This is a genomic window from Methylobacterium sp. Gmos1, assembly GCF_053764715.1.
This window is the reverse complement of the sequence record NZ_JBSNCC010000004.1, coordinates 255320-281198: the sequence shown is the minus strand read 5'-3', so window position 1 is coordinate 281198 and position 25879 is coordinate 255320. Positions and strand designations below refer to the sequence as shown.

The window sequence follows — 25879 nt, the reverse complement described above, 5'->3', positions numbered from 1 at the left end:
CGTGCCGCTGCCGATCTCGAACAGCCGTCACGTCGCGGTGGCGGACGGCCTCGCCTCGCGCGTCGTCGCGATCGCCGACCTCGCCGCGTCGCTGGGCGTCGATGCGCTGATCCGCCTGCACGAGGAGGATTTCTCGGGGCTGGCGGGGATCGGCCGCGACTTCGTCCACTTCAACCTGGAGCGCACGATCAACCGCGTCGGCCTGCGCTACGCCCTGCTGCCGATCCGGCAGGCCGGCCGGCGCCGGCCGGACGGCACGGAAGAGCTGCCGGTCCTCGACCCCGGCCGTTTCCGGACCGGCCTGTGCGTCGAGGTGCGCCAGGGCGTGCCGGTGGCGGCGGTGACGCCGGAGCTGTTTGGCGCCTCGCTGCCGGCGATCCGCGACGCCGACGCCTTGGCGGCGGCCCTGGTGCGCCGCTACGCCGGCCTGTTTCCCGACCTCGGTCCGGCCGCCCTCGTGGCGCGGGGCTGCGCGATCACCCGGCTGCGGCTCGCGGACGGTTGAGCCTGTCCGTCCGGATTTCGAACGCCGCGTGGGGACGGCCTTTCTCTGGGTCAGGCCGGGATACGACAGGATGAGACTTCCGTCCTGCCCGAGGGTCCGTTCACCCGGCCGATGGCAGATCGATTCCCGCCTGCCCGACCTGACCGGTGCAAATCTGTGTGGTTCGCCCCGGGCCGGCCGAATCCGCCGAGCTATTTTACCGCTTCGCAACCCGCTTCCCGCCACGGTGGCGGGAGCCGAGGCTGGACCACGAACCTCTCATGCTGCAGACCGCCGAAACCCTGCTCGCCCTGCATGACGGGCGGCTCATCGGCCTGTCGCTGCTGATCGGCGTGCTGTCGGCGATCACCATGATCGACCTGTTCCAGCACGCCCGCGCCACCAGCGGCTCCAGCCGGGGCATCTGGATCTCGGCCGCCGGCATCGCCGGCGGGTTCGGGCTGTGGGCGAGCCAGTTCATCGCGCAGGCCGCGATCCGCCCCGCCGCCGAGGTGTTGCGCGGAAGCGAGACCCTGCTGCTCGGCCTCGTGCTGATGGTGCTCCTCGCCGGGGGCGGCCTGCGGGCCGCGGTCTCCGCGCCCCGGCGCATCGCCCGGGCCCTCGGCGGGGGCGTGATCGGCCTCGGCCTCGCGGCCGTGGGCACCGTGGTCTCGGCGGGCCTGCCGGGGGCGGGCGGGCCGGCCTGGCTCGCGGGCCTCGCCCTGTCCGGCGCCGCCGGGACGGTGCTGTCGGGCCTCGCCCTGTCGTGCAGCCTGAAGGAGAGCCCGGCGAGCCGCGCCGCCGGGGCCCTGTTCCTGTCCTGCGCCGCGATGCTGCCGCACGCGATCGGCCTCGTCGCGGCCGGCGGCGGGCTCGAGCCCGTCGCCCTCGACGGCGAGTACGCCGCCTCCCTGGGATTTGCCAGCCTGACGCTGCTCGTCCTCGTCTTCCTGGGCCAGACCCTCGACGGCCGGGTGCGGCGCCGGCGCGAATCGCAGGACCTGATGAACAGCCTCGCCGATGCGGCGGTCGAGGGCATCGCGATCTGCGAGGGCGGGCGCATCGTGACCGTCAACACCAGCCTCGCCGAGCTGATCGGCCGGGCGCCGGCGGCGCTCGTCGGCCGGCCGATCGGCGCGATCCTGCCGGAGGCGGTGGTCGCGCGCCTCGATGCCGGCCCGCACGGCCTGGCGATCGAGGCCGAGCTCGCCGGCCCGGACGGCGAGCCGGTCCCGGTCGACGTGATCCGCCGTCCCCTCGGCAACCGGCCCTGCCACGCCATCGCCGTGCGCGACCTGCGGGCGCGGCGCCAGGCCGAGCGCGACATCCAGTTCCTGGCCCATCACGACACCCTGACCGGCCTGCCGAACCGCGCGACCTTCCGCGCCCGCCTCGACGAGGAGATCGCCCTGGCGCGGGCCGGCGGCCGGATGGTCGCGGTGCTCTGCCTCGACCTCGACCGGTTCAAGGACGTCAACGACCTCTACGGCCACGCCATGGGCGACGGGCTGCTCCAGGCCCTGGCGCGCTGGGTCGCGCCGGTGCTGGGCCCGCGCCAGATGATGGCGCGGCTCGGCGGCGACGAGTTCGCGATCCTCCTGCCCGACGTCGAGCCGGACGAGGCCGGCCGGGTCGCCGAGGAGATCCTGCGGGTGATCCGCGAGGGCAACCTGCAGGCGGGAAGCGGCCCGATCCTGGCGACCAGCATCGGCATCGCGCTCTGCCCGACCGACGCGGAGGACGGCCAGACCCTGCTCAACCACGCCGACGCCGCGCTCTACTGCGCCAAGAACCACGGTCGCGGCGTGCACCGGTTCTTCGAGCCGGTCCTCGCGGCGCAGATCCGCGACCGGCGCTCCCTGGAGCACGACCTGCGCCACGCCGTCGAGCGGGGCGAGCTCCGGGTCGTGTACCAGCCGCAGATGGCGATCGACAGCGGGGTCGTGGTCGGCTTCGAGGCGCTGCTGCGCTGGCACCATCCCGAGCGCGGCATCGTCTCGCCCGACCTGTTCATCCCGATCTCCGAGGAGACCGGCAGCATCCTCGGGATCGGCGAGTGGGTCCTGCGCGAGACCTGCCGCGAGGCCGCCTCGTGGGAGAAGCCCCTGCGCATCGCCGTCAACGTCTCGGCGGTGCAGCTCCACGCCCCCGGCTTCGCGGAGCTGGTGCACGAGGTGCTGTTCGCCACCGGCCTCAGCCCCGCCCGCCTCGAACTCGAGATCACCGAGACCGCGCTGGTGCGCGATCCGGTCCGGGCGCTCTCGGCGCTCCGGCGGGTCAAGGCGATGGGTGTGCGGATCGCGATGGACGATTTCGGGACCGGCTACTCGTCGCTGTCGAACCTGCGCGCCTTCCCGTTCGACAAGATCAAGATCGACCGCTCGTTCATCCGCGCCGTCGACGTCAACCGGGAGACCGCCGCGATCATGCGGGCGGTGCTGGGCTTGGGGCGCGGCCTCGGGTTGCCGGTGCTGGCGGAGGGTGTCGAGACCTCGGCCGAACTCGCTTTCCTCGGCGCCGAGAACTGCCACGAGGCGCAGGGCTACCTCCTCGGCCGCCCCGGACCGATCGGGCAGTTCGCCGAGCACACCTGCGCCGATCAGACTGGCGCCGAGCAGACCGGTGCCGAGGAGGCGGGCGAGACCGCTGCGGCCTGAACGGCTCTGGCGCTCGGCGGATGATCGGGCAAGCGCCGGCACGGAGCCAGACGCTCACCCGCCGTCGCGTGCCGAACCGCACCGCACTCCGGCGTCGCGCCGGTCAGTCGACCCGCCGCAAACCTTGCGCGAAGCGCTTGGCGTTGGCGACGTAGCGGTCGGCGGAGGCGCGCAAGCCCGCCACCGCCGCCTCGTCGAGCACCCGCACCGCCTTGGCCGGCGCGCCGACGATCAGGCTGTTGTCGGGGAACTCCTTGCCCTCGGTGACGAGCGCGTTGGCGCCGACGAGGCAGTTGCGGCCGATCTTGGCCCCGTTGAGGATCGTCGCGCCCATCCCGACCAGGCTGTCGTCGCCGATCGTGCAGCCATGCACGATGGCGCCGTGCCCGACGGTGATCCCGGAGCCGAGGGTGAGCGGGAAGCCCGCATCGGTGTGGAGCACCGCGCCCTCCTGGATGTTGGTGCGGTCGCCGATCGTGATCGGCTCGTTGTCGCCGCGGATGACCGCGCCGAACCACACCCCGACCTCGCGGCCGAGGCGCACCCGGCCGATCACGTGGGCGTCGGGGGCGATCCAGGCGCTGCCGTCGTCCGGCACGACCGGGCTGACGGCGTCGAGGGCGTAGAGCGGCATCGCGGGTTCCTCCGGTAGTCGAGGCCTCCTTTCGCATGCCGGAGGGGCCCCGTCAGCCCGCTCCTCCACTACCCCGTCGCCCACGGCATCGGCGCCGCCGCGCCGGCCCGGGAGACGATCGCCTGGTGGCCGGTGCCGTCGCCGGCGCTCTGGATCGCCAGCGCCACCTCGGTCAGGTGCAGGGCGAGGTCGGCGTCGAGGCGGCTCGCGCGCCCCTCCGCCTTCGCCGCCAGCATCTCCTGCGGCCCGAGCGCGAAGTTCATCGCCGTCGCCCCCTTGCGCCCGACCTTGGCGTGGGTGGGCCGTCCGGCGCGCAGCCGGCGGGCGAGGGGGGAATCGATCAGGCGGCGGCGCACCACGTGCCGGCGCCGCACCCGCACGGGAGCGTCGTTCGACCAGCACTCGCCGACTTCCAGGATCCCCTCGTCGCCGAAGATCCGCAGGGAATGGTCGTGCGGCGCCACCACCGAGCAGGTGAGCCGCGCGACGACCCCGCTCTCGAAGAACAGCGAGGCGCAGGCATAGGTGGGAGCCGCCGCCCCGTCGGCGAGGGTCAGGCCGAGCACCTCGGCGGAGGCCGCCGCGACCCGGGTCACCGAGCCGAACATCGCGATGAGCCAGGTCAGGTAGTAGCCGGCATGCTGGAGCGCGCAGCCCACCGCCAGTTCGTCCTGCACCGGCCAGGGCGCGCCGGATTCGCTGCGCCAGGTCGCGTGCGGCGCGCGGATCAGGAAGCCGTCGTCGATCTCGGCGTAGACCAGCCGCGGCGTGCCGATGACCCGCTCGCGCAGGGCCTTCCACAGGATCTGGGCGCTCTCGCCCAGCGCGCTGCACGGCGCCGAGGCGAGCATCACGCCCCGCTCGGTCGCGACCCGGTGCAGGTGGCGGGCGTGGTCGAGCCGGGTGGCGAGCGGCTTCTCGGAATAGACCGCGAGTCCCGCCTCCAGGCAGGCGAGGCTCACGGCGTAATGCGCGCCCGGATTGGTCAGGTTGAGGATCAGGTCGGGCCGGCGGCCGATCAGGTCGTCGAGGCTCGTGGCGGCCGGGACGCGCCAGTACTTGCGGAAGGCGTGCAGCCGGTCGAGGTCGATGTCCCAGGCCCCGGCCACCGTCGCCCCCGGCAGCGTCGCCAGGGAGCGCATGTAGTAATCGGCCACGAAGCCCGTGCCGACGATGCCGATGCTCGCCACCTGATCTGCTCCCCTCTCGCATGCTGCGCCGCGAAGGCTAGACCAGGGTGCGGCAAATCGAACGAGCGCAAAGGGCCGAGGGGTGGCTCCCACTCAGGAGAGGATTAAGTCGCCGCTTTACCGCTTTCGGAGAAACGGCGACGGGCCGCCCGTCTGTTCTTGAACGGCGAGGGAGTATTGATGCCGACGCATCATGGCGCCCGGACCTGACGAGGCGCGTGGAGCCGGCGTCGTCTCGGCCCAGCTCCGCATGCCGCCGTTTGAAATCGTTCTAGATCTGGCGTCGGCGGCGAGACGACGGCGACGCCTCAGACCGACCCGACGGTCTTCAGCCGGGCGCGCGGGTGGATCTCGGCCTGGCTCATCACCGGGGTCTCGCGGCGGAAGCGCTCGATGATCGAGCGCACGAAGGGCCGGGCCTGGACCGAGGTGACGAGGACCGGCATTTCCCCTGAGCGCGCCGCCTCCTCGAACCGATCGCGCACCGTGGTGACGAAGTCGGAGAGCTTCGAGGGCTGCATCGCCAGGTGGCGCTCGTCGCCGTGGCCGACGATCGCCTCCATGAAGGCGCCCTCCCAGGCCGGCGACAGGGTGATGATCGGCAGGACGCCGCCCGGTCCCTGGTACTGGGCGCAGATCTGGCGGCCGAGGCGGGCGCGGACGTGCTCGACGATATCGCGCGGGTTCTTGATGTGGCCGGCCACCTCGGCGATGCCCTCGACGATGGTGCCGAGGTCGCGGATCGAGACGCGCTCGGCGAGCAGGTATTGCAGCACCCGCTGGATGCCCGTGGTGGCGATCTGGCCCGGCACCACCTCCTTGAGGAGTTCGCCGTGCTCCTTGGGCAGTTCCTTCAGGAGCTTGTGCACCTCGACGTGGTTGAGGAGGTCGGCGACGTGGGCCTTGATCACCTCGGTGAGGTGGGTCGAGACCACGGTCGCGGCATCGACCACGGTGTAGCCCTTGAGCTGGGCCTCGTCGCGCAAAGCCGCGTCGACCCAGGTCGCCGGCAGGCCGAAGGTGGGCTCCATCAGGTGCTGGCCGGGCAGCTGGACCTGGCCGCCCATCGGATCCATCGCCATGAACTGGCCTGGAAAGACCTGGCCCGATCCGGCCTCGATCTCCTTGACCCGCACCACGTAGGTGTTGGCGTCGAGCTGGACGTTGTCGAGGATGCGCACCGAGGGCATCACGAAGCCGAGTTCGGAGGCGAGCTGCCGGCGCAGGGCCCGGATCTGATCGGTGAGCCGGTCCTGGCCCTCCGGCCCGTTGACGAGCGAGAGCAGGGCGTAGCCCATCTCGAGCTTCAGGTCGTCGAGCTTGAGGAGGTCGGCCGCGGTCTCCTCCTTCGGCGCTCCGGGCCCGGTCGCAGCGCCATCGACTCCGGGCGCGCCGCTTAGTCCCTCGTCCTCGGCGGGCTTGGGCAACAGCGCGATGCGGCGGGCGAGGTAGGCGGCCCCCAACCCCAGCGTCAGGAACGGCAGCATCGGGATGCCGGGCAGGAACCCGATCAGCAGCATCACGCCGGCCGACATGCCGAGCGCCTTGGGGTAGTTGGCGATCTGGCGCCCGAGCGCCCGGCCGGCGGCGCCGCGCACGCCGGCCTTCGAGACGAGGAGGCCTGCGGCGGTCGAGACGATCAGGGCCGGGACCTGGCTGACGAGGCCGTCGCCGACGGTGAGCAGGGTGTAGGTCTTGCCGGCATCCGAGAAGCTCATGCCCTGCTGGGCGACCCCGATGATGATGCCGCCGACCACGTTGATGAAGGTGATGAGGAGTGCGGCGATCGCGTCGCCGCGCACGAATTTCGAGGCGCCGTCCATGGCGCCGAAGAACGAGGATTCGTCCTCGAGCGACTGGCGCCGGGTCCGGGCGGTCTTCTCGTCGATGAGGCCGGCCGAGAGGTCGGCGTCGATCGCCATCTGCTTGCCGGGCATCGCGTCGAGGGAGAAGCGGGCCGCGACCTCGGCGATGCGGCCCGAGCCCTTGGTGATGACGACGAAGTTCACGATGATGAGGATCGCGAAGACGATGATCCCGATCAGGAAGTTGCCGCCCATCACGAAGTGCCCGAAGGCCTCGATGACGTGGCCGGCCGCCGCCGTACCCTCGTGACCGTGGCCGAGGATCAGCCGCGTCGAGGCGAGGTTGAGCGCCAGCCGCAGCATCGTGGTGATGAGCAGCACCGTCGGGAAGACCGTGAACTCGAGCGGGTTCTCGATGAACAGCCCGGTCATCAGGATCAGGACCGACAGGATGATCGAGACCGCGAGCAGGAGGTCGAGCAGCAGCGCCGGCAGCGGAAAGATCAGCACCACCAGGATGGCGAGCACCGAGACGGCGAGCACGAGGTCGCTGCGCCGGGTCAGCGCCATCAGGTCCGCCCGCGTCGGCAGGGCGAAGATGCGGCCCGCGCCGAGTGCCCCCGTCTCGCCCATCGTGATCCCACCTTCCCGTCGACCCGGCAAGAAATGCCGGGTGCATGGTTAGGGAACCGTTAACGGGATCGCGGCCGGCGCGGACGGTCCGGCGCCTTGGTGCGCTGCACAATGAAGGAATGTTAAGTTTCAGACGGGAACAATCCTCCCGTTCTATTTTTGTGCGTCGCGGTACAACCGAAAAAACAAAGATCCCGTCTTGCACGGTCAAGCTCGCTTGGAACTTTCGCGCAATGCGAAGATCGTACTCGGTTCAACGTTCCTCCTGCGGAACCAAGCCGCCCTGCAACGATTGAGATGGCATCGATCAATCAGACAAGGTTCGAGGAGACCATGCGCAAGACCCTCATCACCCTCGCGGCCCTCGGCATGATCGGGGCCGGCGCGGCGCAGGCCCAGACCACCGTGACGGGCGATCCGGCCCGCGACGCCAAGCCCAGCACCCAGTCGCAGGGCCAGGAGGCGGTGACCCGGCCCAACACCGACATGATGGACAAGAACAACCCGGGCTCCACCGGCACGGTCGCCACCAACGCCAAGCTCGAGCCCGGCGCCAACAGCTTCACCGAGGCCCAGGCCCGCAGCCGCATGGAGCAGGCCGGCTTCAAGGACGTGAAGGACCTCAAGAAGGACGACCAGGGCATCTGGCGCGGCCAGGCCATGCAGTCCGGCAACACCGTGATGGTCGGCCTCGACTTCAAGGGCAACGTCTCGACCGCCCGCTGATCCGATCCAAGTCCCGTATCCGACACTCGACCCTTGAGGAGGACGCCCATGGCGACCCGTACCATCTCGGCCCTGTTCGACAGCTACGACGACGCCTCGGCGGCGGTGCGCAAGGTGGAGGCGGCCGGCGTGCCGCATTCCGACATCAGCATCGTGGCCAACAACCAGGGCGACCGCTATTCCGGCCATCTCGGAACGCGTGACGCCGCCACGACGACCACGACCGGCGCGACGACCGGCGAGACCGCGCACGACGCCTCGAACGGCGCCGGGGCCGGCGCCTCGCTCGGCACTGTCCTCGGCGGCGGCGCCGGCCTGCTCACCGGCCTCGGCCTGCTCGCCATCCCGGGCGTGGGCCCGGTGGTCGCGGCCGGCTGGCTCGTCGCGACGCTCACCGGCGCCGGCGTCGGTGCGGCGGCGGGCGGCCTGATCGGTTCGCTCACCGGCGCGGGCCTCAGCGAGGAGCACGCCCACACCTACGCCGAGGGCGTGCGCCGCGGCGGCACCCTGGTCACCGTGCGGGCCGACGACGCCCATGCCGACCGGGTCAACAGCATCCTCAAGGAGCACGGCTCGGTCGACATGGACGACCGCACCCGCGGCTGGCGCCAGGAGGGCTGGACCGGTCGTCACGACGAGACCGCTCCCTCGCTGACCAACCCGGCGGCGGTCGCCGGCGGCTCGTCGGCGGTGGGCGCGGCCGGCAGCACGACCACCGGCCTCAACACCGGCGGCATGCCCTTCGCGGCCGGCGCCACGCCGACCACCCAGACGGTCGATACCGGCCTGCCCGGCACCACCCGCGAGCGCCACGTCGGCATCGAGGACGAGCTGCCCCCGGTCCGTCAGCCGCTGGGCACCGAGCGGCGCTGATTGGTAGCCGATTGACGTGAGCAGGCGGCGGCAGGGGCGACCCTGCCGCCGCTTCCTTTTGGGATAGACGCTTTTGGGATAGACGCCCGGGCCATAGGCGCTCCAAAGCAATCCACCAAGACTTGACGTGGGTGTTTTCAGGTCAAGCGCGGGATCCCCTCTCCCGTGTGGGAGAGGGGGAGGGGTGAGGGTGACACGCCTCCGAATAAAGCTCAGGACGTCACGGTACCAGCGCCACGCTCTAGCGTTTCATACTGCACCGTATCACCCCCACCCCTACCCCTCTCCCACACGGGAGAGGGGATCCCGCGACTCTACGTTTATCGATGTTTGTTATCAGTGAACGACAGTGCAGTGCGAGAGTTTCGGCGCCGTTGATTGTTTCATGACTTGCCGTCGACATCGACAAACCGTGCGCCACCGCACCCGACCTCCTTCAATCGAAGGACGCGCAGCGCCGGGTTTTGGCATCTTTATGGCACCCGAAGGGCGCCGCTCGCGCCCGGGGGATGCCGGATGTTCGACGCCGATGCGTGGCCCGCCCTGCTGGGGCCGCTCTTCACCGCCTACGCCCCCGTCCTCGCCGCGCCCGGGCCCAACCTGCTGGTGGTGCTGCGGGCGAGCGTCGCCGCACCCGGGCGCGGCCCGGTCGTCGCGGCCCTCGGGGTCGCCTGCGGCGCCGGGCTGGCGGCGGCCTTCGCCGGGCTCGGCGCCTCGCTGCTGCCGGCCGGGCACCTCGTCACCGGGATCGGCACCGCCCTGTTCGTGTTCCTGATGCTGCGCGCCGCCTATCGCCTGGCGAGCGGCCGGGCCGGCCTGCCGGACGATCCGGCCCGGCTGTCGCCGGGGCGCGCCGCCGGCACCTTCGCCCTCGGGCTCGGGGCGGCGTTGACGAACCCGGTCAGCCTCGCCTTCTTCGCCGGCTTCTTCCTGGCTCATCCCAACCGGGCGGCGGTGCCGCTGGCGGGCGCCGCGGTGTTCTGCATGGCGGCGACGTGGTTCGGCCTCCTCGGCCTCGTGCTGGCGCGGCCGTCCTGCCGGGCGCGGCTCACCCGTGCCGGGCGCCTCGCCCGCCTCGTCCTGGCGGCGCTCCTCGTCGCCTGCGCGGCGCTCGCGGTCCGGCGCGCGCTCCAGGCTTGAGCGCTGGCGCGGCGGGCCCTTCCTCCTCTACAGTGTCGGCAACAAAACGATACCGGGAGGAAATTCATGCGCTGGCTCGCCGTCCTCGTCGCCCTCGCTTGCGCGGCTCCCTGTGCCGCCCCGGCCCTGGCCGACGAGCCGCTGCAATTCCGGGTCGATGCGGCCTGGCCGAAGCCGTTGCCGAACAACTGGATCATGGGCCAGGCCTCCGGCGTCGCGGTGGATGCCCAGAACAATGTCTGGGTGATCCAGCGCCCGCGCACGCTGACCGACGACGAGAAGGCCGCGAGCCTCAATCCTCCGCGCACCCGCTGCTGCGTCCCGGCCCCGCCAGTCCTGGTGTTCGACCAGGAGGGCAACCTCATCAAGTCCTGGGGCGGGCCGGGCCAGGGCTACGACTGGCCCCAGAACGAGCACGGCATCCACATCGACCACAAGGGCTTCGTCTGGCTCGCCGGCAACGGCGAGCAGGACGGACAGATCCTGAAATTCACTCCCGACGGCCGCTTCGTGATGCAGATCGGCAAGTCCGGCCCGCAGACGAACAGCCGCGACACCACGCGGCTGGGCCGCCCGGCCAACATGCAGGTCGACCCGGAGACGAACGAGCTCTACGTCGCCGACGGCTACTACAACCACCGGGTCATCGTGTTCGACGCCGAGACCGGGGCGTTCAAGCGGATGTGGGGCGCCTACGGCGAGCCCCCGACCGACGAGGCGCAAGGCCCCTACGACCCGGCCGCGCCGCTGCCGCGCCAGTTCCGCAACCCGGTCCACTGCATCCAGGTCGCCCGCGACGGCCTCGTCTACGTCTGCGACCGCACCAACGACCGGGTCCAGGTCTTCCGCCGCGACGGCACCTTCGTGAAGGAGTTCCGGGTCGAGCCGCAGACCCGGGCCAACGGCTCGGTCTGGGAACTCGCCCTGTGGCCGGACGAGGCGCAGACCTACCTGATGAACGCCGACGGCGCCAACAACGAGGTCCGCACCCTGCGGCGCGACGACGGCGCGGTGCTCGGCCGCTTCGGCCGCAACGGCCGGATGGCCGGCGACTTCCACTGGGTGCACAACCTCGCGGTCGATTCGCGCGGCAACGTCTTCACCACCGAGGTCGATACCGGCAAGCGGGCGCAGAAATTCCTGTTCCAGGGCAACATGGTGCTGCGCAAGCGCACGCCGTGAGGCCGCTCACGCCTCGCCGGCCCCGGGCCCGGAGAAATCCGCCGCCCGCTCGGCGAGGTCGTCGAGGTTGCGCCGCAGCTGCTCCAGGCTGAAGGCGAGCCAGAAGATGCGTCCGACGCCGTCGGTGGACAGCGTCCGGGTCACCTGCCGCTGCCGCATCCCGTCGATGGCCTCGCGGTAGCGGGCGATCGCCGCGGCGAGCGCCGCATCGTCGCCGGTCGGGCGCTGCCCGCGATCGAGGGCGTCGGCGAGGTCGCGCAGGCGCGCGGCCGCCGCCCGCGCCGCCCCGCCCCAGGCCTCCGCCAGATGCACCCGCAGCACCTCCGCGTCGGCCTCCGAGATGGTGCGGCGCAGGAGCACGAGGTCGTGGCGCAGGCGCATCAGGGTGCGCACCAGCGGATCCGGATCGGGGGCGGCCGAGAGCCGGCTGCGGCGCTCGCGGGCGGCCTCGCCCGCCAGGGTCTCGAGCCGCGCGAGGCTGCGCCGCACCGCCGGCGGCAGGCTCCTCGCCTCCGGCGTCTCCTCCGCGTCGAGGCGCGCCAGCGCGTCGAGCTGGTCGGCGAGCAGGCGGGCGAGGCGACCGGCCTGTCCGGTCACGGCGCGAGCGGCCCGGGCCGGGGCGACGAGAAGCGAGACGGCGAGCCCGACGACGCAGCCGAGCCCGATCTCGACGATGCGGTCGAGGGCGAAGGCGAGGGGGCCGAGCGTCGAGCCGGTGGTGGAGAGCAGCACGATGATCGCGGTGATCGGCGCGATCCGGAATCCCGCCGAGACCGCCGCCGCGAAGGTGAGGGGGGCCACCGCGACGAACAGGGCCGCGAAGGTCGAGGCGCCGCCGTGATGCGGGATCGCGAACGCGACCGCGCCGCCGTAGCAGGCGCCCAGCACCGAGCCGAGGAACCGGTCGAGCGCCGCCTTGAGCGAGCCGCCGACGCTGCTCTGGGTGACGATGAGCGCGGTGATGACCGCCCAGTAGCCCTGGGGCAGGCCGAAGGACTCCGCCAGCACGAAGGTGGCGAGGCTCGCGACCGTCATCCGCAAGCCCTGCGTCAGGCGCGGGCGCTGGCGGTCGAACTGGCGTCGCAGGGTCGTCGGCAGGCGCCGCGGGCGGTCCGGGAGTGAGGCCATGGCGGGGAGGGAGCCGGTGCCGGCCGCCGAGTCAATGGCCCGGCCAGTCGATGGCCCACGGTCCGATCGCGTGTGGCCACACCGTCATCCGGGCTTTACCGGACCCGTGCGATGTCCTTACGAGAGAAGAGGTGACGGCAAGCGAGGATCAGGGCGGTGACGATGCGCAAGATCGCGAGTGTAGTCGGGATGATTGGCCTGCTCTCGAACGTGCAGGTGGAGGCGCGGTCACTCGCCGCGATCAAGCAGGACGGCACGCTGCGGGTCGGGCTGACCGGCGACTACGCACCCTATTCCCTGCGCCTGCCCGACGGCAGCCTCAAGGGCGCCGACGTGACGATGGCCGGCGAGCTCGCCCGGGCCCTCGGCGTCAAGGTCGAGGTCGTGCCGACGACCTGGAAGACCCTGAAGGACGACCTGCTGGCCGACCGCTACGACGTCGCGATGGGCGGCGTCACCATCACGCCGGACCGCGCCGCGGCGGCGGAGTTCTCGATCCCGCTCCTCACCGACGGCAAGCGGCCGATCGTGCGCTGCGCCGACAAGAACCGCTTCGTGACGGTCAAGGACATCGACAAGCCGGAGGTCCGCGTGGTGGTCAACCCCGGCGGCACCAACCAGCGCTTCGCCGACGCCAACTTCCCGCACGCCTCGGTGCGGGTGGTCCCCGACAACCGCACCATCTTCCAGGAGATCGCCCAGAACCGCGCCGACGTGATGGTCACCGACGGCACCGAGGTCGACTACCAGTCGCGGCTGAATGCCGGCGTGCTCTGCCCGGCCGCCGTGCCCGAGGCCTTCAACAAGAACGACAAGGCCTTCTGGATGACCCGCGACCCGGCGCTGAAATCGGCCGTCGACGGGTGGCTGACGACGGTTCTGAGGAGCGGCGCCTACGGCCGGGCGCTGGCGAAGGCGGCGGAGTAGGGGCGAAGTCGCCTTCCGTCGACAATCGACAGACTCCGCGTCGTCCCGGGTTCCGCCTCGGAACCTCGGGACGACGTGGAGCGTGTTAGGACCGGTATCCGATCAGCCCAGGAACCCGATCGAGATCCACGGCACCAGGATCACCACCACGAGGCCGACGAGCAGCGCCAGCATGTAGCCGACGATCGGCCGGATGCCGGCATCCGGATGGATCCGGCTGATCGCGCAAGCCGCATAGTAGCCGACCCCGAAGGGCGGTGCGAACAGGCCGACGCCCATCGCCAGGATCACCACCATCGCGTAGTGCACCTCGTGCACGCCGACCTGGCGGGCGATCGGGAACAGCAGGGGGCCGAACAGCACGATCGCCGGGATCCCCTCCAGCACCGAGCCGAGGATCACGAAGGCCACCGCCGAGACGACCAGGAAGCCGAGTGCCCCGCCGGGCAGGCCCTTCATCATCACGGCGAGGCTCTGCGAGAAGCCCGACTGGGTCAGCGCCCAGGCCATGCCGGTCGCCGCCCCGATGATGAGCAGGATCGCCCCCGACAGCGAGGCGGTGGAGACCAGCATCGGGTAGACCCGGCGCCAGTCGAACTGGCGGTAGATCAGCAGGCCGGCGAGGATCGCGTAGACGATGCCGATGGTCGAGACCTCGGTCGCGGTCGCCACGCCTTCGACCACCGCGGCGCGGATGACGAAGGGCAGAGCCAGCGCCGGGAAGGCGATGACGAGGGCTTTCATCACCTCGCCCTTGCTCGCGCGCTTGACGTGCCGCAGGTCCTCGCCCCGGTAGCGCCACCAGACCAGCGCGCAGAGCGTGATGCCGAGCACCACGCCCGGCAGCAGGCCGCCGGTGAAGAGCGCGGTGATCGAGACGCCGGTCACCGACCCGATGGTGATGAGCACCAGGGACGGCGGGATGGTCTCGGTCTGCGCGCCGGTGGCGGCGAGCAGCGCGACGAGGTCGCCCTCCTTGGCGCCGCGCTTCTTCATCTCGGGAAACAGCACGGGGGCGACCGCCGCCATGTCGGCGGCCTTGGACCCCGAAATCCCTGAGACGAGGTACATCGCGCCGACGAGCACGTAGTGCAGGCCGCCCCGCACGTGGCCGAGGAGGCTGGCGAGAAAGCCCACCATGGCCTTGGCCATGCCGGTCATCTCGATCAGCAGGCCGAGGAACACAAAGAGCGGCACGGCGAGCAGGATCAGGTGGCTCATCCCCTCGTCCATGCGCCCGACCACCACCATGGCGGGGGCCCGCGTCGTCAGCATCAGGTAGCCGAAGGTGGCGAGCCCGAACGCGAAGGCGATCGGCACGCCGGTGAAGACGAGGGCGCCGACGCCGAGCACGAAGAAGATCAGCAGGTTCCAGTTGCCGAGCGTGCGCAAGCCCGGCTCGGCCAGCATCAGGGCGGCGATGATGAGGCCGGTGAGCGCCACCGCGCCGACGGCGTGGCGCCAGTCGGCGCACTCGATCAGCCGCAGGGCCGCGACAACCAGCATCAGGCCGAAGCCGACCGGGAGCGCGGCGGCGCGCCAGGCATTGGTGATCTCGAGCGCCGGCGTCTGGACGAAGATCTCCTCCGCCGCGAACTCGTAGGCCGGATGCAGCAGCATCAGCACGAAGGCGAGGCCGGCGGCGAGCGCCACCGCCTCCAGGAAGGCCTGGGTCTTGACCGAGGCCATGCTCACCAGAGCCGTCATCCGCATGTGCTCGGCGCGGCGGTAGGCCACCACCGAGCCGAGCATCGCGAGCCACAGGAACAGGATCGAGGCGAGCTCGTCCGACCACACGATGGGGGAGTGGAAGACGTAGCGGCTGACGACGCCGGCGAGCAGCACCACCACCTCGGCCACCACCAGGAGGGCGGCGGGAATCTCGATCAGCGGGCCGAGGGCTCTGTCGAGCGTGCGCGCCCAGCCGCGGTTGGCGGAGGCCGCCGGCAGGGCCGGCGTCTCCGTCGCGATGTCGACATGCATGGTTGCCTCCCTCAGGCCAATTTGCCGGAGACGGCCTCGAGGTGCTCCCAGGCGGCGTCGCCGTACTTGTTCTTCCAGTCCTTGTAGAAGGTCGTGCGGCCGAGCGCATCGCGAAATTTCCGGCGATCGACGTCGATGAACGCGATTCCCTTGGCGCCGAGCTCCTTGACCAGGGAATCATTGAGCCGGACGATGTCGGCGCGCTCGTCGTCGGCCGAGCGGTCGAGCTCGCGGGTCACGAGGGCGCGCAGGTCCTCGGGCAGGCGCTGGACGGCTCGTCTGTTGCCGAGGATCCAGTAGCCGTCCCAGACGTGGCCGGTGAGGCTGCAGGTCTTCTGCACCTCGTAGAGCCGGGTCGTCGCGATGATCGCGAGCGGATTCTCCTGGCCCTCGAAGATCCTGGTCTGGAGCGCCGAGTACAGTTCGTTGAAGTTGAGCGGCGCGGCGCCGGCATCGAACGCCTTGAACACCGAGGTCAGCATCGGCGAGGGCGGCACGCGGATCTTGAAGCCCTTCAGGTCCTCCGGGCTGCGGATCTCCCTGGTCGAGGAGGTGATCTGGCGAAAGCCGTTGTCCCAGATCTTCGATACGGCCTGGATCGGCGTCTTGGCGATCTGCTCGCGGATATAGGCGCCCAAGCCCCCGTCCATCGCCTTCCAGACCTCGGGGTAGTCCTTGAACGCGAAGCCGGTGTTCGGCAGCGCGGCGGCGGGCACGAAGGTCGAGAGGATCGAGGTCGAGAGGTTGAAGAACTCGACGCTGCCGTTGCGCACCTGCGACAGCAGGTCGGTGTCGGAGCCGAGCTGGTTGGCTGGAAACAGCTTGATGTCGAGCCGCCCGTTCGAGGCCTCGCGGATGCGGGTCAGGGCTTCTTGCGCGCGCAGGTTGACCGGGTGGGTCGGGTCCTGGCCGGTGGCGAGCTTGTACTCGAACTCGGCGGCGCGCACCGGGCGGGTGAACACCGCGGCGAGGGGGAATGCGGCGGCGCCGGCGAGCAGCGTGCGGCGGGAGAGGGCGTGGCGCATGGGGTTTCCTCGACTGTGGGAGGGGGCCGGTTGGGTCGGCTTCTGAGAATAGGACGCCTTCCCCTCCCCCTTGTGGGGAGGGGTCAGGGGTGGGGGTGGTGCCGGATAGACCGCTGAGCTTTACGCGGCACCACCCCCCCCCCCCCCCCCCCGCCCCTCCCCACAAGGGGGAGGGGAGATTTGGTCATTACTTGCCGTTGAGCGCGCGGTACGAGCCGATGACCTGGCTGTCGTCTTCCGATCCAGCGCCTCTGCCCGAGGCCGCGAGGAAAAGCTGATGCGCCAGCGCCGCCAGCGGCAACGCCGCCTTCTCGCTGCGGCCGGCCTCCAGCACGATGCCGAGATCCTTGACGAAGATGTCGACGGCGCTGGTGACCCGCGGGGTCTCCTCCAGCATCCGCGGGCCGCGGTCGCGCAGCATCCAGCTCGACGCCGAGGAGCCCGAGACGATCTCCAGCGCCGTCGCGCCGTCGATCCCGACCTTGGCGGCGAGCGACAGGGCTTCGGCCGCCGCGGCGAGGTTCACCCCGCACAGGAGCTGGTTGACCGCCTTCATGGTGGCGCCCTGGCCGGGCTCGGGCCCGACGTGGAACACCTTGTCGCCCATCGCCTCCAGCAGCGGGCGGACCTCGGCGATCACCGCGGCGGGAGCCGCCGCCATGATGGTGAGGGTGCCGGCCTCGGCCCCGACGACCCCGCCGGAGACCGGCGCGTCGACGAAGGCCCGGCCGGTCGCGGTCACCCGCTTGGCGAGGCCTGCGACGGCGGCCGGCGGGCAGGTCGCCATCAGGACGACGGTCGCCTCCGGGGCCAGACGCTCCAGGGCGCCATCGCCGAACAGGATGCTCTCCGCCTGGTCGGCATTGACCACCATCAGCACCAGCGTTCCGGCGCCGTCGGCGACCGCCTCGATCGTCTCGGCGGGGGTACCGCCGGCACCCGCGAAGGCGCTGCGGCCTTCCGCCCGCACGTCGAAGCCGCGCACGGACAATCCGTGCCGCACGAGGTTGCGGGCCATCGGCAGGCCCATCGAGCCGAGGCCGATGAAGGCGATGGGAGACGGAGTGCTCACAGCCATTCGCGGATGCTCCGGACCATGGCGTTCGTCGAGATGCCGTAGCGGTCGTGGAGGGTCGGCAGGGCGCCGGCATCCAGGAATTCGTCCGGCAGGCCGACCTGGCGAAAGGCCTTCGGGATCGTGCCGGAGCGCAGGAGCAGCCCCGCCACCGCCTCGCCGAGGCCCCCGACCACGGTGTGGTTCTCCGCCACCACCACCAGGCGCCCGCCCTTGCCGGCCTCGCGCAGGATGGTGTCGGTATCGAGCGGCTTGATCGTCGGCACGTGCAGGACCGAGACGTCGACGTGATCATCGCGCAAGGCGTCGGCCGCCTCGAGGGCCCGCATGGTCATCAGGCCGGTCGAGATGATCAGGACATCGCGGCCGTCCCGGATGGTCTTCGCCTTGCCGAGCTCGAACGTGTAGCCGTACTCGTCGAGCACGAGGGGCACGTTGCCGCGCAGGAGCCGCATGTAGACCGGCCCCTTGTGATCGGCGATCGCCGGCACGGCCTGGGCGATCTCGTGCGCGTCGCAGGGGTCGAGGATCGTCATGTTGGGCAGACCGCGGAAGATCGCGATGTCCTCCGTCGCCTGGTGGCTCGGGCCGTAGCCGGTGGTGAGGCCGGGGAGCGCACAGACGATCTTGACGTCGAGATTCTCCTCCGCGATCGCCATGCAGATGAAGTCGTAGGCGCGCCGCGCGGCGAACACCGCGTAGGTGGTGGCGAAGGGCTGAAAACCCTCGCGCGCCAGGCCGGCGGCGGCGCTGATGAGCAGCTGCTCGGCCATGCCCATCTGGTAGAAGCGCTCGGGGTGCCTTTGGGCGAAGACGTGCAGGTCGGTGTACTTGCCGAGATCGGCGGTGAGCCCGACGATCTCCGGCCGCTCCTCGGCGAGCTTCGCCAGCGCGTGGCCGAAGGGCGCGGGCGCGGTGCGCTGGTCGGGGCCGGCGAGCGAGGCGATCATCGCCGAGGTGGTCAGGCGCTCGCCCGTGCCGGCCTCGGTGAGCCAGGCCGGGCGCGTGTATTTCGAGCGTTTCATGCGGGCCTCCCGGCATCCAGGATTTTTATCGCGTCCTGCCATTCTGGCGGCTCCACCCGCAGGAAGTGGTTGCGCTCGCGCGCCTCCAGGAACGGGATGCCCTTCGCCATCGTGGTGTCGCAGATGATGATGCGGGGCTTTTGCTCGGAGCACGCCTTGGCGGCGTCGAAGGCCCGGACGAGCGCGTCGATGTCGTTGCCGTCGACCCGCTGGACGTGCCAGCCGAAGGCCTCGAAGCGCGACGCCGCCGGCTCGAAGCCGGTGACCTGCGAGGCCGGGCCGTCGGCCTGCTGGTTGTTGACGTCGACGATCGCAATGAGATTGTCGAGCTTCCAGTGGCTCGCCGACCAGGCGCCCTCCCAGATCGAGCCCTCGCCGAGCTCGCCGTCGGAGATCAGGCAGTAGACTAACGAGTCCGACCGCTTGCGCTTGAGCCCGAGGCAGAAGCCGACCGCGAGCGCCAGCCCGTGGCCCAGCGAGCCGCCGGTGATCTCCATCCCCGGCGTGTAGGCGGCCATGCCGGACATCGGCAGGCGGCTGTCGTCGGCGCCGTAGCTCGTCAGCTCGTCCTGCGGCAGGATTCCGGCCTCGAGGAGGGCGGCGTAGAGCGCGATGGCGTAGTGGCCGATCGAGAGCAGGAAGCGGTCGCGCCCCTCCCATTCCGGGTCGTCGGGCCGGTAGCGCATGGCGTGGAAGTACGACACCGCCAGCACGTCGGCGATGCCGAGCGCCTGGGCGATGTAGCCCTGGCCCTGGACCTCGCCCATCAGCAGGGCGTTGCGGCGGATGCGGTAGGCCCGCTCGGCGAGCGAGGGGCTGTTGACCCGCGGCGGGGAGTCGGCGTGGGGCATGGTCGTCATCCTCAATGGATCAGCATGCCGCCGTTCACGTCGAGGACGGCGCCGGTGATGTAGGAGGAGAGGTCGGAGGCCAGGAACAGGCAGGCCTTCGCCACGTCGTCGGCGACGCCGAGGCGGCCGAGCGGGATGCCCCTGGCGATCTCGGCCTTCAGCTCGTCGGTGAGCTTGCCGGCGGTGATGTCGGTCTGGATCAGGCCCGGGGTGATGCTGTTGACCCGCACCGTATCGGGCCCGAGCTCGCGGGCCATCGCTTTCCCCAGGCCCAGCACCCCGCCCTTGGCGGCGCTGTAATGCGGCCCGCCGAAGATGCCGCCGCCGCGCTGCGCCGAGACCGACGACAGGCAGACGATCGAGCCGGATTTCTGCCGGCGCATCTGCGGCACCACCGCCTGGCTCATGTACAGCGTGCCGCGCAGGTTCACGTCGAGCACCGCGTCGTAGTTGCCGGGCTCGATCTCCATGAACTTCAGCGGCTGGGTGATGCCGGCATTGTTGACGAGCACGTCGATGCGGCCGAGCCGCGACACGGCCTCGTCGGCGGCGGCCTGGCAGGCGGCCTTGTCGGTGACGTCGCAGGCGAGCCCGACATGGCCCTCGCCGATCGTCCGGGCGGCCTCCTCGGCCTGGCCGGCGTCGAGATCGAGGATCACCACCCTGGCGCCGTGCCGGGCAAAGAGCGTCGCGGTGGCCCGCCCGATGCCCCGCAGCGATGCGGCGCCGGTGATCAGGCAGACCTTGTCGGTCAGCAGCATGTCGTCCTCCCTGGCTTGTCCAAGCGCGTGCCCGTGCGTCGGGCCGGCCTTCGGGCACGAGGGAGGGTTTTCGCGGCGCCCGGGGCTCACCCCCGTCGCGCCGCCCGTCCTCGACGGTTCCTCCCTCGTCTCGTTGCGGGCACTGTGCCCGGACGGGGGGAGGCGGACAAACGCGGAAATTGCAGCCGGAGGTGAATGGGATTCATCTGGCGGGGCGGGGCGGGTCGAGCCGCCGCCGCGGCGCGCGAGCCGCCTCCTCAGCCGCCCTGCGCTCCCCCGGGCACCGGCCCCAGGCGCCGCGCTAGCCGCTCGATGCGTTCCGCCGTGCGCTGCACGGTCTCGGCGAGGCGGGCCTCGGAGGCCTCACGCTCGGCGCTGCCGGCATCGGTGGATTCGCGCAGGGAGGCGGTCTCGCGCTCCATCGCCTCCATCCGGCGCTTGGTCTCGGCGAGCTCGTCGGCGAGGGTGAGCGCCGCCATCACGTGCAGGCGCATGTCGCCGATCTCGCCGAATGCCTTGCGCATGTCGCCGATGCGGGCGTCGAAGCTCGCGGCCAGCCCTTCGAGGTGGCGTTCCTCGCCCTCGCCGCAGGCCATGCGGTAGGTCTTGCCGGCGATGGTGACGGTCACTTGAGGCATGGGGTCACCCTGGAGCATTTTCCGACGAAGTGGATGCCGGTCCGTCGTGGAAAACGCGGCACAATCAAAGGCCTTGGAGCGCCGTCCGAGTGCACGCGATCGGGCAGCGCTCCAGGCGCGAACGCATGAAGCGCGGGGTCGGGACCGTCAGCCCTCGCCCCGCTCGCCGGTGCGGCCGAGCACGCCCTCGACGGTGCCGATGGCGCGGCCGAGGCGGTGGTCGACGTCCTCGGTCACCGACTGCATCTCGGCGAGGCGCGCGGTCGCCCCGTCCAGCTCCGCCGCCAGCCGGGCCCGGTCGTCGCGCATGATCTCCAGCTCGGTCTCAAGGTCGCTGTGGCTGCGCTCCGCGTCGAGCCGGCGCGCCACCGCGGATTCGAGCAGGGCCACCGAGGCTTCGAGGCGGCGCAGCGCTTCCTCCACCGCTGCGGTCATGCTCACCTCCGAAAAAACGCGCGACGAACGCCGACTGGAAGACCAGGGATACTCGGCCGAAACCCTAAAGGTCCGGGGCCCGCCTCGCAATCGCCGTGCCTTTGCGCCCTCGCGCGATGGCGCATCCCTTGGGGACGGCGGGGACAATTCAGGCCGCCGCCGCGACCTCCAGCCGGTTCCGGCCGCCGGCCTTGGCCCGGTAGAGGGCGCGGTCGGCGGCCGAGAGCAGGGCCGGCAGGTCGCCGCGCTCGGTCCGCGCCGCGGCGAGCCCGATGCTGACGGTCGCCGGGATGCCGGGCCCGGCCCGGTCGAGCGCCGCCTCGGCGAAGCGGCGGGCGACGCCCTCGCCGACCTGCCGCGCCGCGGCGACGTCGAGCCCCGGCAGCAGGGCGGCGAACTCCTCGCCGCCGAGCCGGGCGACGAGGGCCTCGGGCCCGGCGGCCCGGCGGGCGGTGTCGGCGAAGAGCCGCAGCACCGCGTCGCCGGCGGCGTGGCCGTGGCGGTCGTTGATCGCCTTGAAGTGGTCGAGGTCGAAGGCCAGCAGCGCGGCGGGGCGCTCGGCGAGGAGGCGCGCACCGTCCTCGAAGAAGCCGTGGCGGTTCTGGAGGCCGGTGAGGTGGTCGGTGCGGGCCGCCGCCACGGCTTGAGCCTGCGCCTCCTCGCGCACCAGCGCGATCAGCCCCATCGGCATGGCGACGGAGTAGAGCACGCCCTCGTACATCGTCATCTTGCCGAAGACCGGCATCAGCCAGTCGCCGTAGATCGCCACGATGACCGGCGTCACGAGCGCCCGAGCCAGGTAGAACAGGGCGTGCCCGCCCGCGACCGCGACCGCGACCTGGCGCGCGCGCAAGGCCCGGGCGGTGCGGCTGCGCAGGAGCCGCCAGGCGGTGAGACCGCAGGCGAGCGCGATCGGCAGCGAGCCGACATAGGTCCAGAGGACGACGGGGAAGCGCACCCCGAGCGTCGCCCACAGGAGGGCGAGCCCGCCGAGCACGGCCAGCGGCAGGCGCAGCCGCGCCCGCCCGTCGAGGAGGACGACGCCGTGCAGGATCATCAGGTAGCCGGACACGATCAGCAGGTTGCCGAGCGCAGACCCCAGGACGCCCGGCAGGGCGGCCCGGTTGATCGACACGACGAGACCCGCCGCGAAGGCCAGGAAGGCGCCGGTCCAGAGCCCGAGCTCGCGCGCCCGCCGTGGATGGCCCTGGCGCTCCCAGAGCATCGTCGCCGCGGCGACCAGCACCGTCCCCACGATCAGGCAGTAGAGGGTGTGAAGATCGATCTGCATCGCTGTCGTCACCTACACCTCAAGGCATACGAGCCGGCGGTTGCGATCTTCGTTACGGTTCCGATCGCTCCCTGCCCGTTGCACGGGCATGGTTAAGCGTTTCTGCCACGATGTCTTTGCCTTCTCGTCGTCGAGACCACGTGCGGGAGCGACATTTCATCCGGCGCAAGACCGCGGGTGCCGCCGGATCCGGAGCGCTGGACGGGACGGTTTTCCCCAAGGCCCCGCTCGGGTTTGACACGCCCCGGCGCCATGATAGGAAGCCGGCGCCCCCGCCGGGCGGCTGTCGCCGGCGGATTGACAGAAATACGAGCTGCCGTGACGCCTCCCGTGCTCCCCGCCAGTGCCGTCCCCGCCGGGACGGCCGGCGCGTGCGGGACCACGAGCGCAGCAGGCCTCGCCGGCGAGCGCCGGTCCTTCTTCAGCGTCGATGCGCGCCGTGCCGGCCGCTCCGCTGCCGGGCCCCTCGGCCCCCACCGCCTCCGCCACACCGATTCCACGGGAGAGAACACATGACGGTCAAGGTCGCCATCAACGGCTTCGGACGCATCGGCCGCAACGTCCTGCGCGCCATCAAGGAGGCCGGCCGCACCGACATCGAGGTCGTGGCCATCAACGATCTCGGCCCGGTCGAGACCAACGCCCACCTGCTGCGCTTCGATTCGGTCCACGGCAAGTTCCCCGGCACCGTCTCGGTCGAGGGCGACCACATCGTGGTCGACGGCCAGCGCATCCGCGTCACCGCGATCAAGAACCCGGCCGAGCTGCCCCACCGCGAGCTCGGCGTCGACATCGCGATGGAATGCACCGGCATCTTCACCTCGAAGGACAAGGCGAAGCTCCACCTCGACGCCGGCGCCAAGCGCGTCCTCGTCTCGGCCCCGGCCGACGGCGCCGACCTCACGGTCGTCTACGGCGTGAACCACGACAAGCTGACGGCCGACCACCTCGTGGTCTCCAACGCCTCGTGCACCACCAACTGCCTGGCTCCGGTCGCCAAGGTGCTCAACGACGCCGTCGGCATCGAGCGCGGCTTCATGACCACCATCCACTCCTACACCAACGACCAGCCGTCGCTGGACCAGATGCACAAGGACCTCTACCGGGCCCGCGCCGCGGCCCTGTCGATGATCCCGACCACGACCGGCGCCGCCAAGGCCGTCGGCCTGGTGCTGCCGGAGCTGAACGGCCGCCTCGACGGCACCTCGATCCGCGTGCCGACCCCGAACGTCTCGGTCGTCGACTTCAAGTTCAACTCCAAGCGCTCGACCTCGGTCGCCGAGATCAACGAGGCGATCAAGGCGGCGGCGAACGGCCCGCTCAAGGGCGTGCTCGGCTTCACCGAGGCCCCAAACGTCTCGATCGACTTCAACCACGACCCCCACTCGTCGACCTTCCACATCGACCAGACCAAGGTCATGGATGGCAGCTTCGTGCGCGTGCTGACCTGGTACGACAACGAGTGGGGCTTCTCGAACCGCATGGCCGACACCGCCATCGCGATGGCGAAGCTGATCTGACGCGGCGGACGGGCCGGCCCGAGCGGGCCGGCCTTCGTTTTCGGACGGCCCCGTCGTGGGGCCGCCCGTCATGCCCTTGAAGGATTCGCCCCCGAGGATCCGCCGATGACCGACGCCGCGCCCTCCACCCGTCCCGCGAACGCCGCCGATACCGCCCTGCTCCAGGGGCAGGTTCCGACCCCGGCCGGCACGCCGCCGAACGCGACGCCCGCCGTCTCGGCGCACCTCGCGCCGAGCCCCGTTCCCGCCCAGATCCCCGCGCAGCCCCAGCCGGACGCCTCCGCCCGGGCCGTCGTGGCGCTGCCTGCCGGCGTCGCCGACCAGCTCGCCCGCATCGAGGACAAGGCCTCTCGGATCGAGGACAAGTACGCCCGCTCCGAGGCCCTGCTCACCCGCGTCGAGGACCGGGTCGAGGCGGCCGGCGCCCGCATGAACGAGGCCGCCCGCCAGGCCGACCTCGCGGCCCTGCGCAACGAGGTCCGGGCGCTCGGCGAGCGCACCCGCCGCCTGCCGGGCGCCGGCGCCCTCATCGTGACCGCGGTCGTCACCGCCGTGCTGACGGTGGCGCTGACCCTGGTGGCGCAGCGCCTCAACCTCCAGGGCCTGATCCCGCTGCGCTGACAAGCGCGCCCGTCCCCACCCTCCCGACAAGGTGCCCCCGCCGATGACCCGTTTCCGTACCCTCGACGATGCCGGCGACCTGAAGGGCAAGCGCGTCCTCGTGCGCGTCGACTTCAACGTGCCGATGGACCAGGGCCGCGTCACCGACGCCACCCGCATCCAGCGCGTGGTGCCGACCCTCACCGAACTCTCCGAGGCCGGCGCCAAGGTGATCCTGCTGGCGCATTTCGGCCGTCCGAAGGGCAAGCCGGTCGCCTCCGAATCCTTGCGCCCGATCGCTGAGGCCACCGCGAAGGAGTTCGGCCGCCCGGTCGCCTTCGCGGAGGATTGCGTCGGCGAGAAAGCCGCCTCGGCGATCGCAGGCCTCAAGGACGGAGACGTCCTGATGCTGGAGAACACCCGCTTCCACGCCGGCGAGGAGAAGAACGACCCCGCCTTCGTCAAGGCGCTGGCCGCGAACGGCGACGTCTACGTCAACGAGGCCTTCTCCGCCGCCCACCGGGCGCACGCCTCGACGGAGGGCCTCGCCCACGTGCTGCCGGCCTATGCCGGGCGCCTGATGCAGGCCGAGCTCGACGCGCTGACCAAGGGCCTCGAGGCCCCGGCCCGGCCGGTGGTGGCGATCGTCGGCGGCTCCAAGGTCTCGACCAAGATCGACCTTCTGAAGAACCTCGTCGCCAAGGTCGACGCCCTGGTGATCGGCGGCGGCATGGCCAACACCTTCCTGCACGCCGCTGGCCTCAACGTCGGCAAGTCGCTGTGTGAGCGTGATCTGGCCGGCACCGCGCAGGCGATCATCGAGGCGGCGCGGGAGAACAACTGCGCGATCATCCTGCCGGTCGACGGCGTGGTGGCCGAGGAGTTCAAGGCCGGCGCCCCCCACCACACCTACGGCGTCGACGCGATCCCCGATTCCGGCATGATCCTCGACATCGGCAGCCTGTCGGTCGACCGGATCTCCGCGGCGATCGACGACGCCAAGACGCTCGTGTGGAACGGCCCGGTCGGCGCCTTCGAGATCGCGCCCTTCGACCAGGGCACGGTGGCGGCGGCCCGCCACGCGGCGGCGCGCACCAAGGCCGGCCAGCTCGTCTCGGTGGCGGGCGGCGGCGACACGGTGGCGGCGCTCAACCATGCCGGCGTGTCGGAGGACTTCACCTACGTCTCGACCGCCGGCGGCGCCTTCCTGGAGTGGCTCGAGGGCAAGCCGCTCCCGGGCGTCGACGCGCTGCGCCAAAAAGCTTGAGGGTTCCATTCAGGTCGGCGGGGTTATGA

The 25879-nt window shown here is 71.3% G+C and carries 22 protein-coding genes and 1 pseudogene; 10 read left to right on the top strand and 13 right to left on the bottom strand.

Annotated features, from left to right (window positions below; translation table 11 throughout):
* The first annotated feature begins 1 nt into the window (after position 1).
* Together ACS5PV_RS10435 and ACS5PV_RS10430 are read left to right on the top strand one after the other, a co-directional pair.
* Positions 2 to 505: a hypothetical protein gene (locus ACS5PV_RS10435; RefSeq protein ID WP_455395263.1), complete on the top strand. Its 504-nt coding sequence runs from the start codon at positions 2 to 4 to the stop codon at positions 503 to 505.
* A gap of 260 nt (positions 506 to 765) precedes the next feature.
* On the top strand, positions 766 to 3141 hold the full coding sequence (locus ACS5PV_RS10430) for a putative bifunctional diguanylate cyclase/phosphodiesterase (RefSeq protein ID WP_455395262.1): 2376 nt from the start codon (positions 766 to 768) through the stop codon (positions 3139 to 3141).
* Between the two features lie 103 nt (positions 3142 to 3244).
* On the opposite strand, the gene ACS5PV_RS10425 is transcribed toward ACS5PV_RS10430, so the two are convergent.
* The 3 genes from ACS5PV_RS10425 to flhA form a co-directional block, all read right to left on the bottom strand.
* Positions 3245 to 3775, bottom strand: a complete 531-nt coding sequence (locus tag ACS5PV_RS10425) for a gamma carbonic anhydrase family protein (protein ID WP_455395261.1) — start codon at positions 3773 to 3775, stop codon at positions 3245 to 3247.
* A 68-nt stretch (positions 3776 to 3843) separates the two neighbouring features.
* Entirely contained in the window at positions 3844 to 4965 is a 1122-nt protein-coding gene (locus tag ACS5PV_RS10420; protein WP_455395260.1) for a Gfo/Idh/MocA family protein, read from the bottom strand.
* Between the two features lie 308 nt (positions 4966 to 5273).
* Positions 5274 to 7403: a flagellar biosynthesis protein FlhA gene (flhA, locus tag ACS5PV_RS10415; protein ID WP_455395259.1), complete on the bottom strand. Its 2130-nt coding sequence runs from the start codon at positions 7401 to 7403 to the stop codon at positions 5274 to 5276.
* 333 nt (positions 7404 to 7736) lie between these two features.
* Here flhA and ACS5PV_RS10410 point away from each other — a divergent pair, with 333 nt between their 5' ends.
* The 4 genes and pseudogenes from ACS5PV_RS10410 to ACS5PV_RS10395 all read left to right on the top strand — a co-directional run bounded on the left by ACS5PV_RS10410 (position 7737) and on the right by ACS5PV_RS10395 (position 11324).
* Positions 7737 to 8129 carry a hypothetical protein gene (locus tag ACS5PV_RS10410; RefSeq protein ID WP_455395258.1) on the top strand — a complete coding sequence of 131 codons (393 nt, stop codon included), beginning with the start codon at positions 7737 to 7739 and terminating at the stop codon, positions 8127 to 8129.
* Positions 8130 to 8177: 48 nt separating this feature from the next.
* Positions 8178 to 8756, top strand: a pseudogene (locus ACS5PV_RS10405) (hypothetical protein); the annotation flags it as partial.
* Positions 8757 to 9518: 762 nt separating this feature from the next.
* On the top strand, positions 9519 to 10142 hold the full coding sequence (locus ACS5PV_RS10400; protein ID WP_455395257.1) for a LysE family transporter: 624 nt from the start codon (positions 9519 to 9521) through the stop codon (positions 10140 to 10142).
* Positions 10143 to 10208: 66 nt separating this feature from the next.
* Positions 10209 to 11324: a hypothetical protein gene (locus ACS5PV_RS10395; RefSeq protein WP_455395256.1), complete on the top strand. Its 1116-nt coding sequence runs from the start codon at positions 10209 to 10211 to the stop codon at positions 11322 to 11324.
* 6 nt (positions 11325 to 11330) lie between these two features.
* On the opposite strand, the gene ACS5PV_RS10390 is transcribed toward ACS5PV_RS10395, so the two are convergent.
* Entirely contained in the window at positions 11331 to 12452 is a 1122-nt protein-coding gene (locus tag ACS5PV_RS10390) for an FUSC family protein (RefSeq protein ID WP_455395255.1), read from the bottom strand.
* Positions 12453 to 12614: 162 nt separating this feature from the next.
* On the opposite strand from ACS5PV_RS10390, the gene ACS5PV_RS10385 reads away from it, so the two are divergent.
* Positions 12615 to 13379: a transporter substrate-binding domain-containing protein gene (locus ACS5PV_RS10385; protein WP_455395537.1), complete on the top strand. Its 765-nt coding sequence runs from the start codon at positions 12615 to 12617 to the stop codon at positions 13377 to 13379.
* Between the two features lie 102 nt (positions 13380 to 13481).
* On the opposite strand, the gene ACS5PV_RS10380 is transcribed toward ACS5PV_RS10385, so the two are convergent.
* The 9 genes from ACS5PV_RS10380 to ACS5PV_RS10340 form a co-directional block, all read right to left on the bottom strand.
* Entirely contained in the window at positions 13482 to 15362 is a 1881-nt protein-coding gene (locus tag ACS5PV_RS10380; RefSeq protein ID WP_455395254.1) for a TRAP transporter large permease, read from the bottom strand.
* A gap of 11 nt (positions 15363 to 15373) precedes the next feature.
* Positions 15374 to 16387, bottom strand: a complete 1014-nt coding sequence (locus tag ACS5PV_RS10375) for a TRAP transporter substrate-binding protein (RefSeq protein WP_455395253.1) — start codon at positions 16385 to 16387, stop codon at positions 15374 to 15376.
* 187 nt (positions 16388 to 16574) lie between these two features.
* Positions 16575 to 17465 (bottom strand): NAD(P)-dependent oxidoreductase, encoded by an 891-nt coding sequence (locus ACS5PV_RS10370; RefSeq protein ID WP_455395252.1) that lies wholly within the window; start codon positions 17463 to 17465, stop codon positions 16575 to 16577.
* Entirely contained in the window at positions 17456 to 18487 is a 1032-nt protein-coding gene (locus tag ACS5PV_RS10365) for a transketolase family protein (protein WP_455395251.1), read from the bottom strand. The genes ACS5PV_RS10370 and ACS5PV_RS10365 overlap by 10 nt, the downstream gene beginning before the upstream one ends.
* The gene (locus ACS5PV_RS10360; protein ID WP_455395250.1) at positions 18484 to 19338 is read right to left on the bottom strand and encodes a transketolase; all 855 of its coding nucleotides are present in this window, start codon (positions 19336 to 19338) and stop codon (positions 18484 to 18486) included. The genes ACS5PV_RS10365 and ACS5PV_RS10360 overlap by 4 nt, the downstream gene beginning before the upstream one ends.
* Before the next feature lie 11 nt (positions 19339 to 19349).
* The gene (locus ACS5PV_RS10355; RefSeq protein ID WP_455395249.1) at positions 19350 to 20099 is read right to left on the bottom strand and encodes an SDR family NAD(P)-dependent oxidoreductase; all 750 of its coding nucleotides are present in this window, start codon (positions 20097 to 20099) and stop codon (positions 19350 to 19352) included.
* A 257-nt stretch (positions 20100 to 20356) separates the two neighbouring features.
* On the bottom strand, positions 20357 to 20737 hold the full coding sequence (locus ACS5PV_RS10350) for a cell division protein ZapA (protein WP_109971276.1): 381 nt from the start codon (positions 20735 to 20737) through the stop codon (positions 20357 to 20359).
* Between the two features lie 147 nt (positions 20738 to 20884).
* A complete protein-coding gene (locus tag ACS5PV_RS10345; RefSeq protein ID WP_109971275.1) occupies positions 20885 to 21172 on the bottom strand; it encodes a DUF4164 domain-containing protein in 288 nt (95 codons plus the stop codon).
* A gap of 148 nt (positions 21173 to 21320) precedes the next feature.
* A complete protein-coding gene (locus ACS5PV_RS10340) occupies positions 21321 to 22463 on the bottom strand; it encodes a diguanylate cyclase domain-containing protein (RefSeq protein WP_455395248.1) in 1143 nt (380 codons plus the stop codon).
* A 512-nt stretch (positions 22464 to 22975) separates the two neighbouring features.
* Here ACS5PV_RS10340 and gap point away from each other — a divergent pair.
* The 3 genes from gap to ACS5PV_RS10325 all read left to right on the top strand — a co-directional run bounded on the left by gap (position 22976) and on the right by ACS5PV_RS10325 (position 25850).
* A complete protein-coding gene (gene gap, locus ACS5PV_RS10335; protein ID WP_455395247.1) occupies positions 22976 to 23983 on the top strand; it encodes a type I glyceraldehyde-3-phosphate dehydrogenase in 1008 nt (335 codons plus the stop codon).
* 105 nt (positions 23984 to 24088) lie between these two features.
* The gene (locus tag ACS5PV_RS10330; protein WP_455395246.1) at positions 24089 to 24604 is read left to right on the top strand and encodes a hypothetical protein; all 516 of its coding nucleotides are present in this window, start codon (positions 24089 to 24091) and stop codon (positions 24602 to 24604) included.
* A gap of 43 nt (positions 24605 to 24647) precedes the next feature.
* On the top strand, positions 24648 to 25850 hold the full coding sequence (locus ACS5PV_RS10325) for a phosphoglycerate kinase (protein ID WP_455395245.1): 1203 nt from the start codon (positions 24648 to 24650) through the stop codon (positions 25848 to 25850).
* Positions 25851 to 25879: the final 29 nt, after the last annotated feature.

Coding starts and splice junctions, on each gene's coding strand:
- ACS5PV_RS10430 (WP_455395262.1), top strand. CDS start 766: ATGCTGCAGACCGCCGAAACCCTGCTCGCCCTGCATGACGGGCGGCTC.
- ACS5PV_RS10425 (WP_455395261.1), bottom strand. CDS start 3,775: ATGCCGCTCTACGCCCTCGACGCCGTCAGCCCGGTCGTGCCGGACGAC.
- flhA (WP_455395259.1), bottom strand. CDS start 7,403: ATGGGCGAGACGGGGGCACTCGGCGCGGGCCGCATCTTCGCCCTGCCG.
- ACS5PV_RS10410 (WP_455395258.1), top strand. CDS start 7,737: ATGCGCAAGACCCTCATCACCCTCGCGGCCCTCGGCATGATCGGGGCC.
- ACS5PV_RS10400 (WP_455395257.1), top strand. CDS start 9,519: ATGTTCGACGCCGATGCGTGGCCCGCCCTGCTGGGGCCGCTCTTCACC.
- ACS5PV_RS10395 (WP_455395256.1), top strand. CDS start 10,209: ATGCGCTGGCTCGCCGTCCTCGTCGCCCTCGCTTGCGCGGCTCCCTGT.
- ACS5PV_RS10390 (WP_455395255.1), bottom strand. CDS start 12,452: ATGGCCTCACTCCCGGACCGCCCGCGGCGCCTGCCGACGACCCTGCGA.
- ACS5PV_RS10385 (WP_455395537.1), top strand. CDS start 12,615: ATGCGCAAGATCGCGAGTGTAGTCGGGATGATTGGCCTGCTCTCGAAC.
- ACS5PV_RS10380 (WP_455395254.1), bottom strand. CDS start 15,362: ATGCATGTCGACATCGCGACGGAGACGCCGGCCCTGCCGGCGGCCTCC.
- ACS5PV_RS10375 (WP_455395253.1), bottom strand. CDS start 16,387: ATGCGCCACGCCCTCTCCCGCCGCACGCTGCTCGCCGGCGCCGCCGCA.
- ACS5PV_RS10370 (WP_455395252.1), bottom strand. CDS start 17,465: ATGGCTGTGAGCACTCCGTCTCCCATCGCCTTCATCGGCCTCGGCTCG.
- ACS5PV_RS10365 (WP_455395251.1), bottom strand. CDS start 18,487: ATGAAACGCTCGAAATACACGCGCCCGGCCTGGCTCACCGAGGCCGGC.
- ACS5PV_RS10360 (WP_455395250.1), bottom strand. CDS start 19,338: ATGCCCCACGCCGACTCCCCGCCGCGGGTCAACAGCCCCTCGCTCGCC.
- ACS5PV_RS10355 (WP_455395249.1), bottom strand. CDS start 20,099: ATGCTGCTGACCGACAAGGTCTGCCTGATCACCGGCGCCGCATCGCTG.
- ACS5PV_RS10350 (WP_109971276.1), bottom strand. CDS start 20,737: ATGCCTCAAGTGACCGTCACCATCGCCGGCAAGACCTACCGCATGGCC.
- ACS5PV_RS10345 (WP_109971275.1), bottom strand. CDS start 21,172: ATGACCGCAGCGGTGGAGGAAGCGCTGCGCCGCCTCGAAGCCTCGGTG.
- ACS5PV_RS10340 (WP_455395248.1), bottom strand. CDS start 22,463: ATGCAGATCGATCTTCACACCCTCTACTGCCTGATCGTGGGGACGGTG.
- gap (WP_455395247.1), top strand. CDS start 22,976: ATGACGGTCAAGGTCGCCATCAACGGCTTCGGACGCATCGGCCGCAAC.
- ACS5PV_RS10330 (WP_455395246.1), top strand. CDS start 24,089: ATGACCGACGCCGCGCCCTCCACCCGTCCCGCGAACGCCGCCGATACC.
- ACS5PV_RS10325 (WP_455395245.1), top strand. CDS start 24,648: ATGACCCGTTTCCGTACCCTCGACGATGCCGGCGACCTGAAGGGCAAG.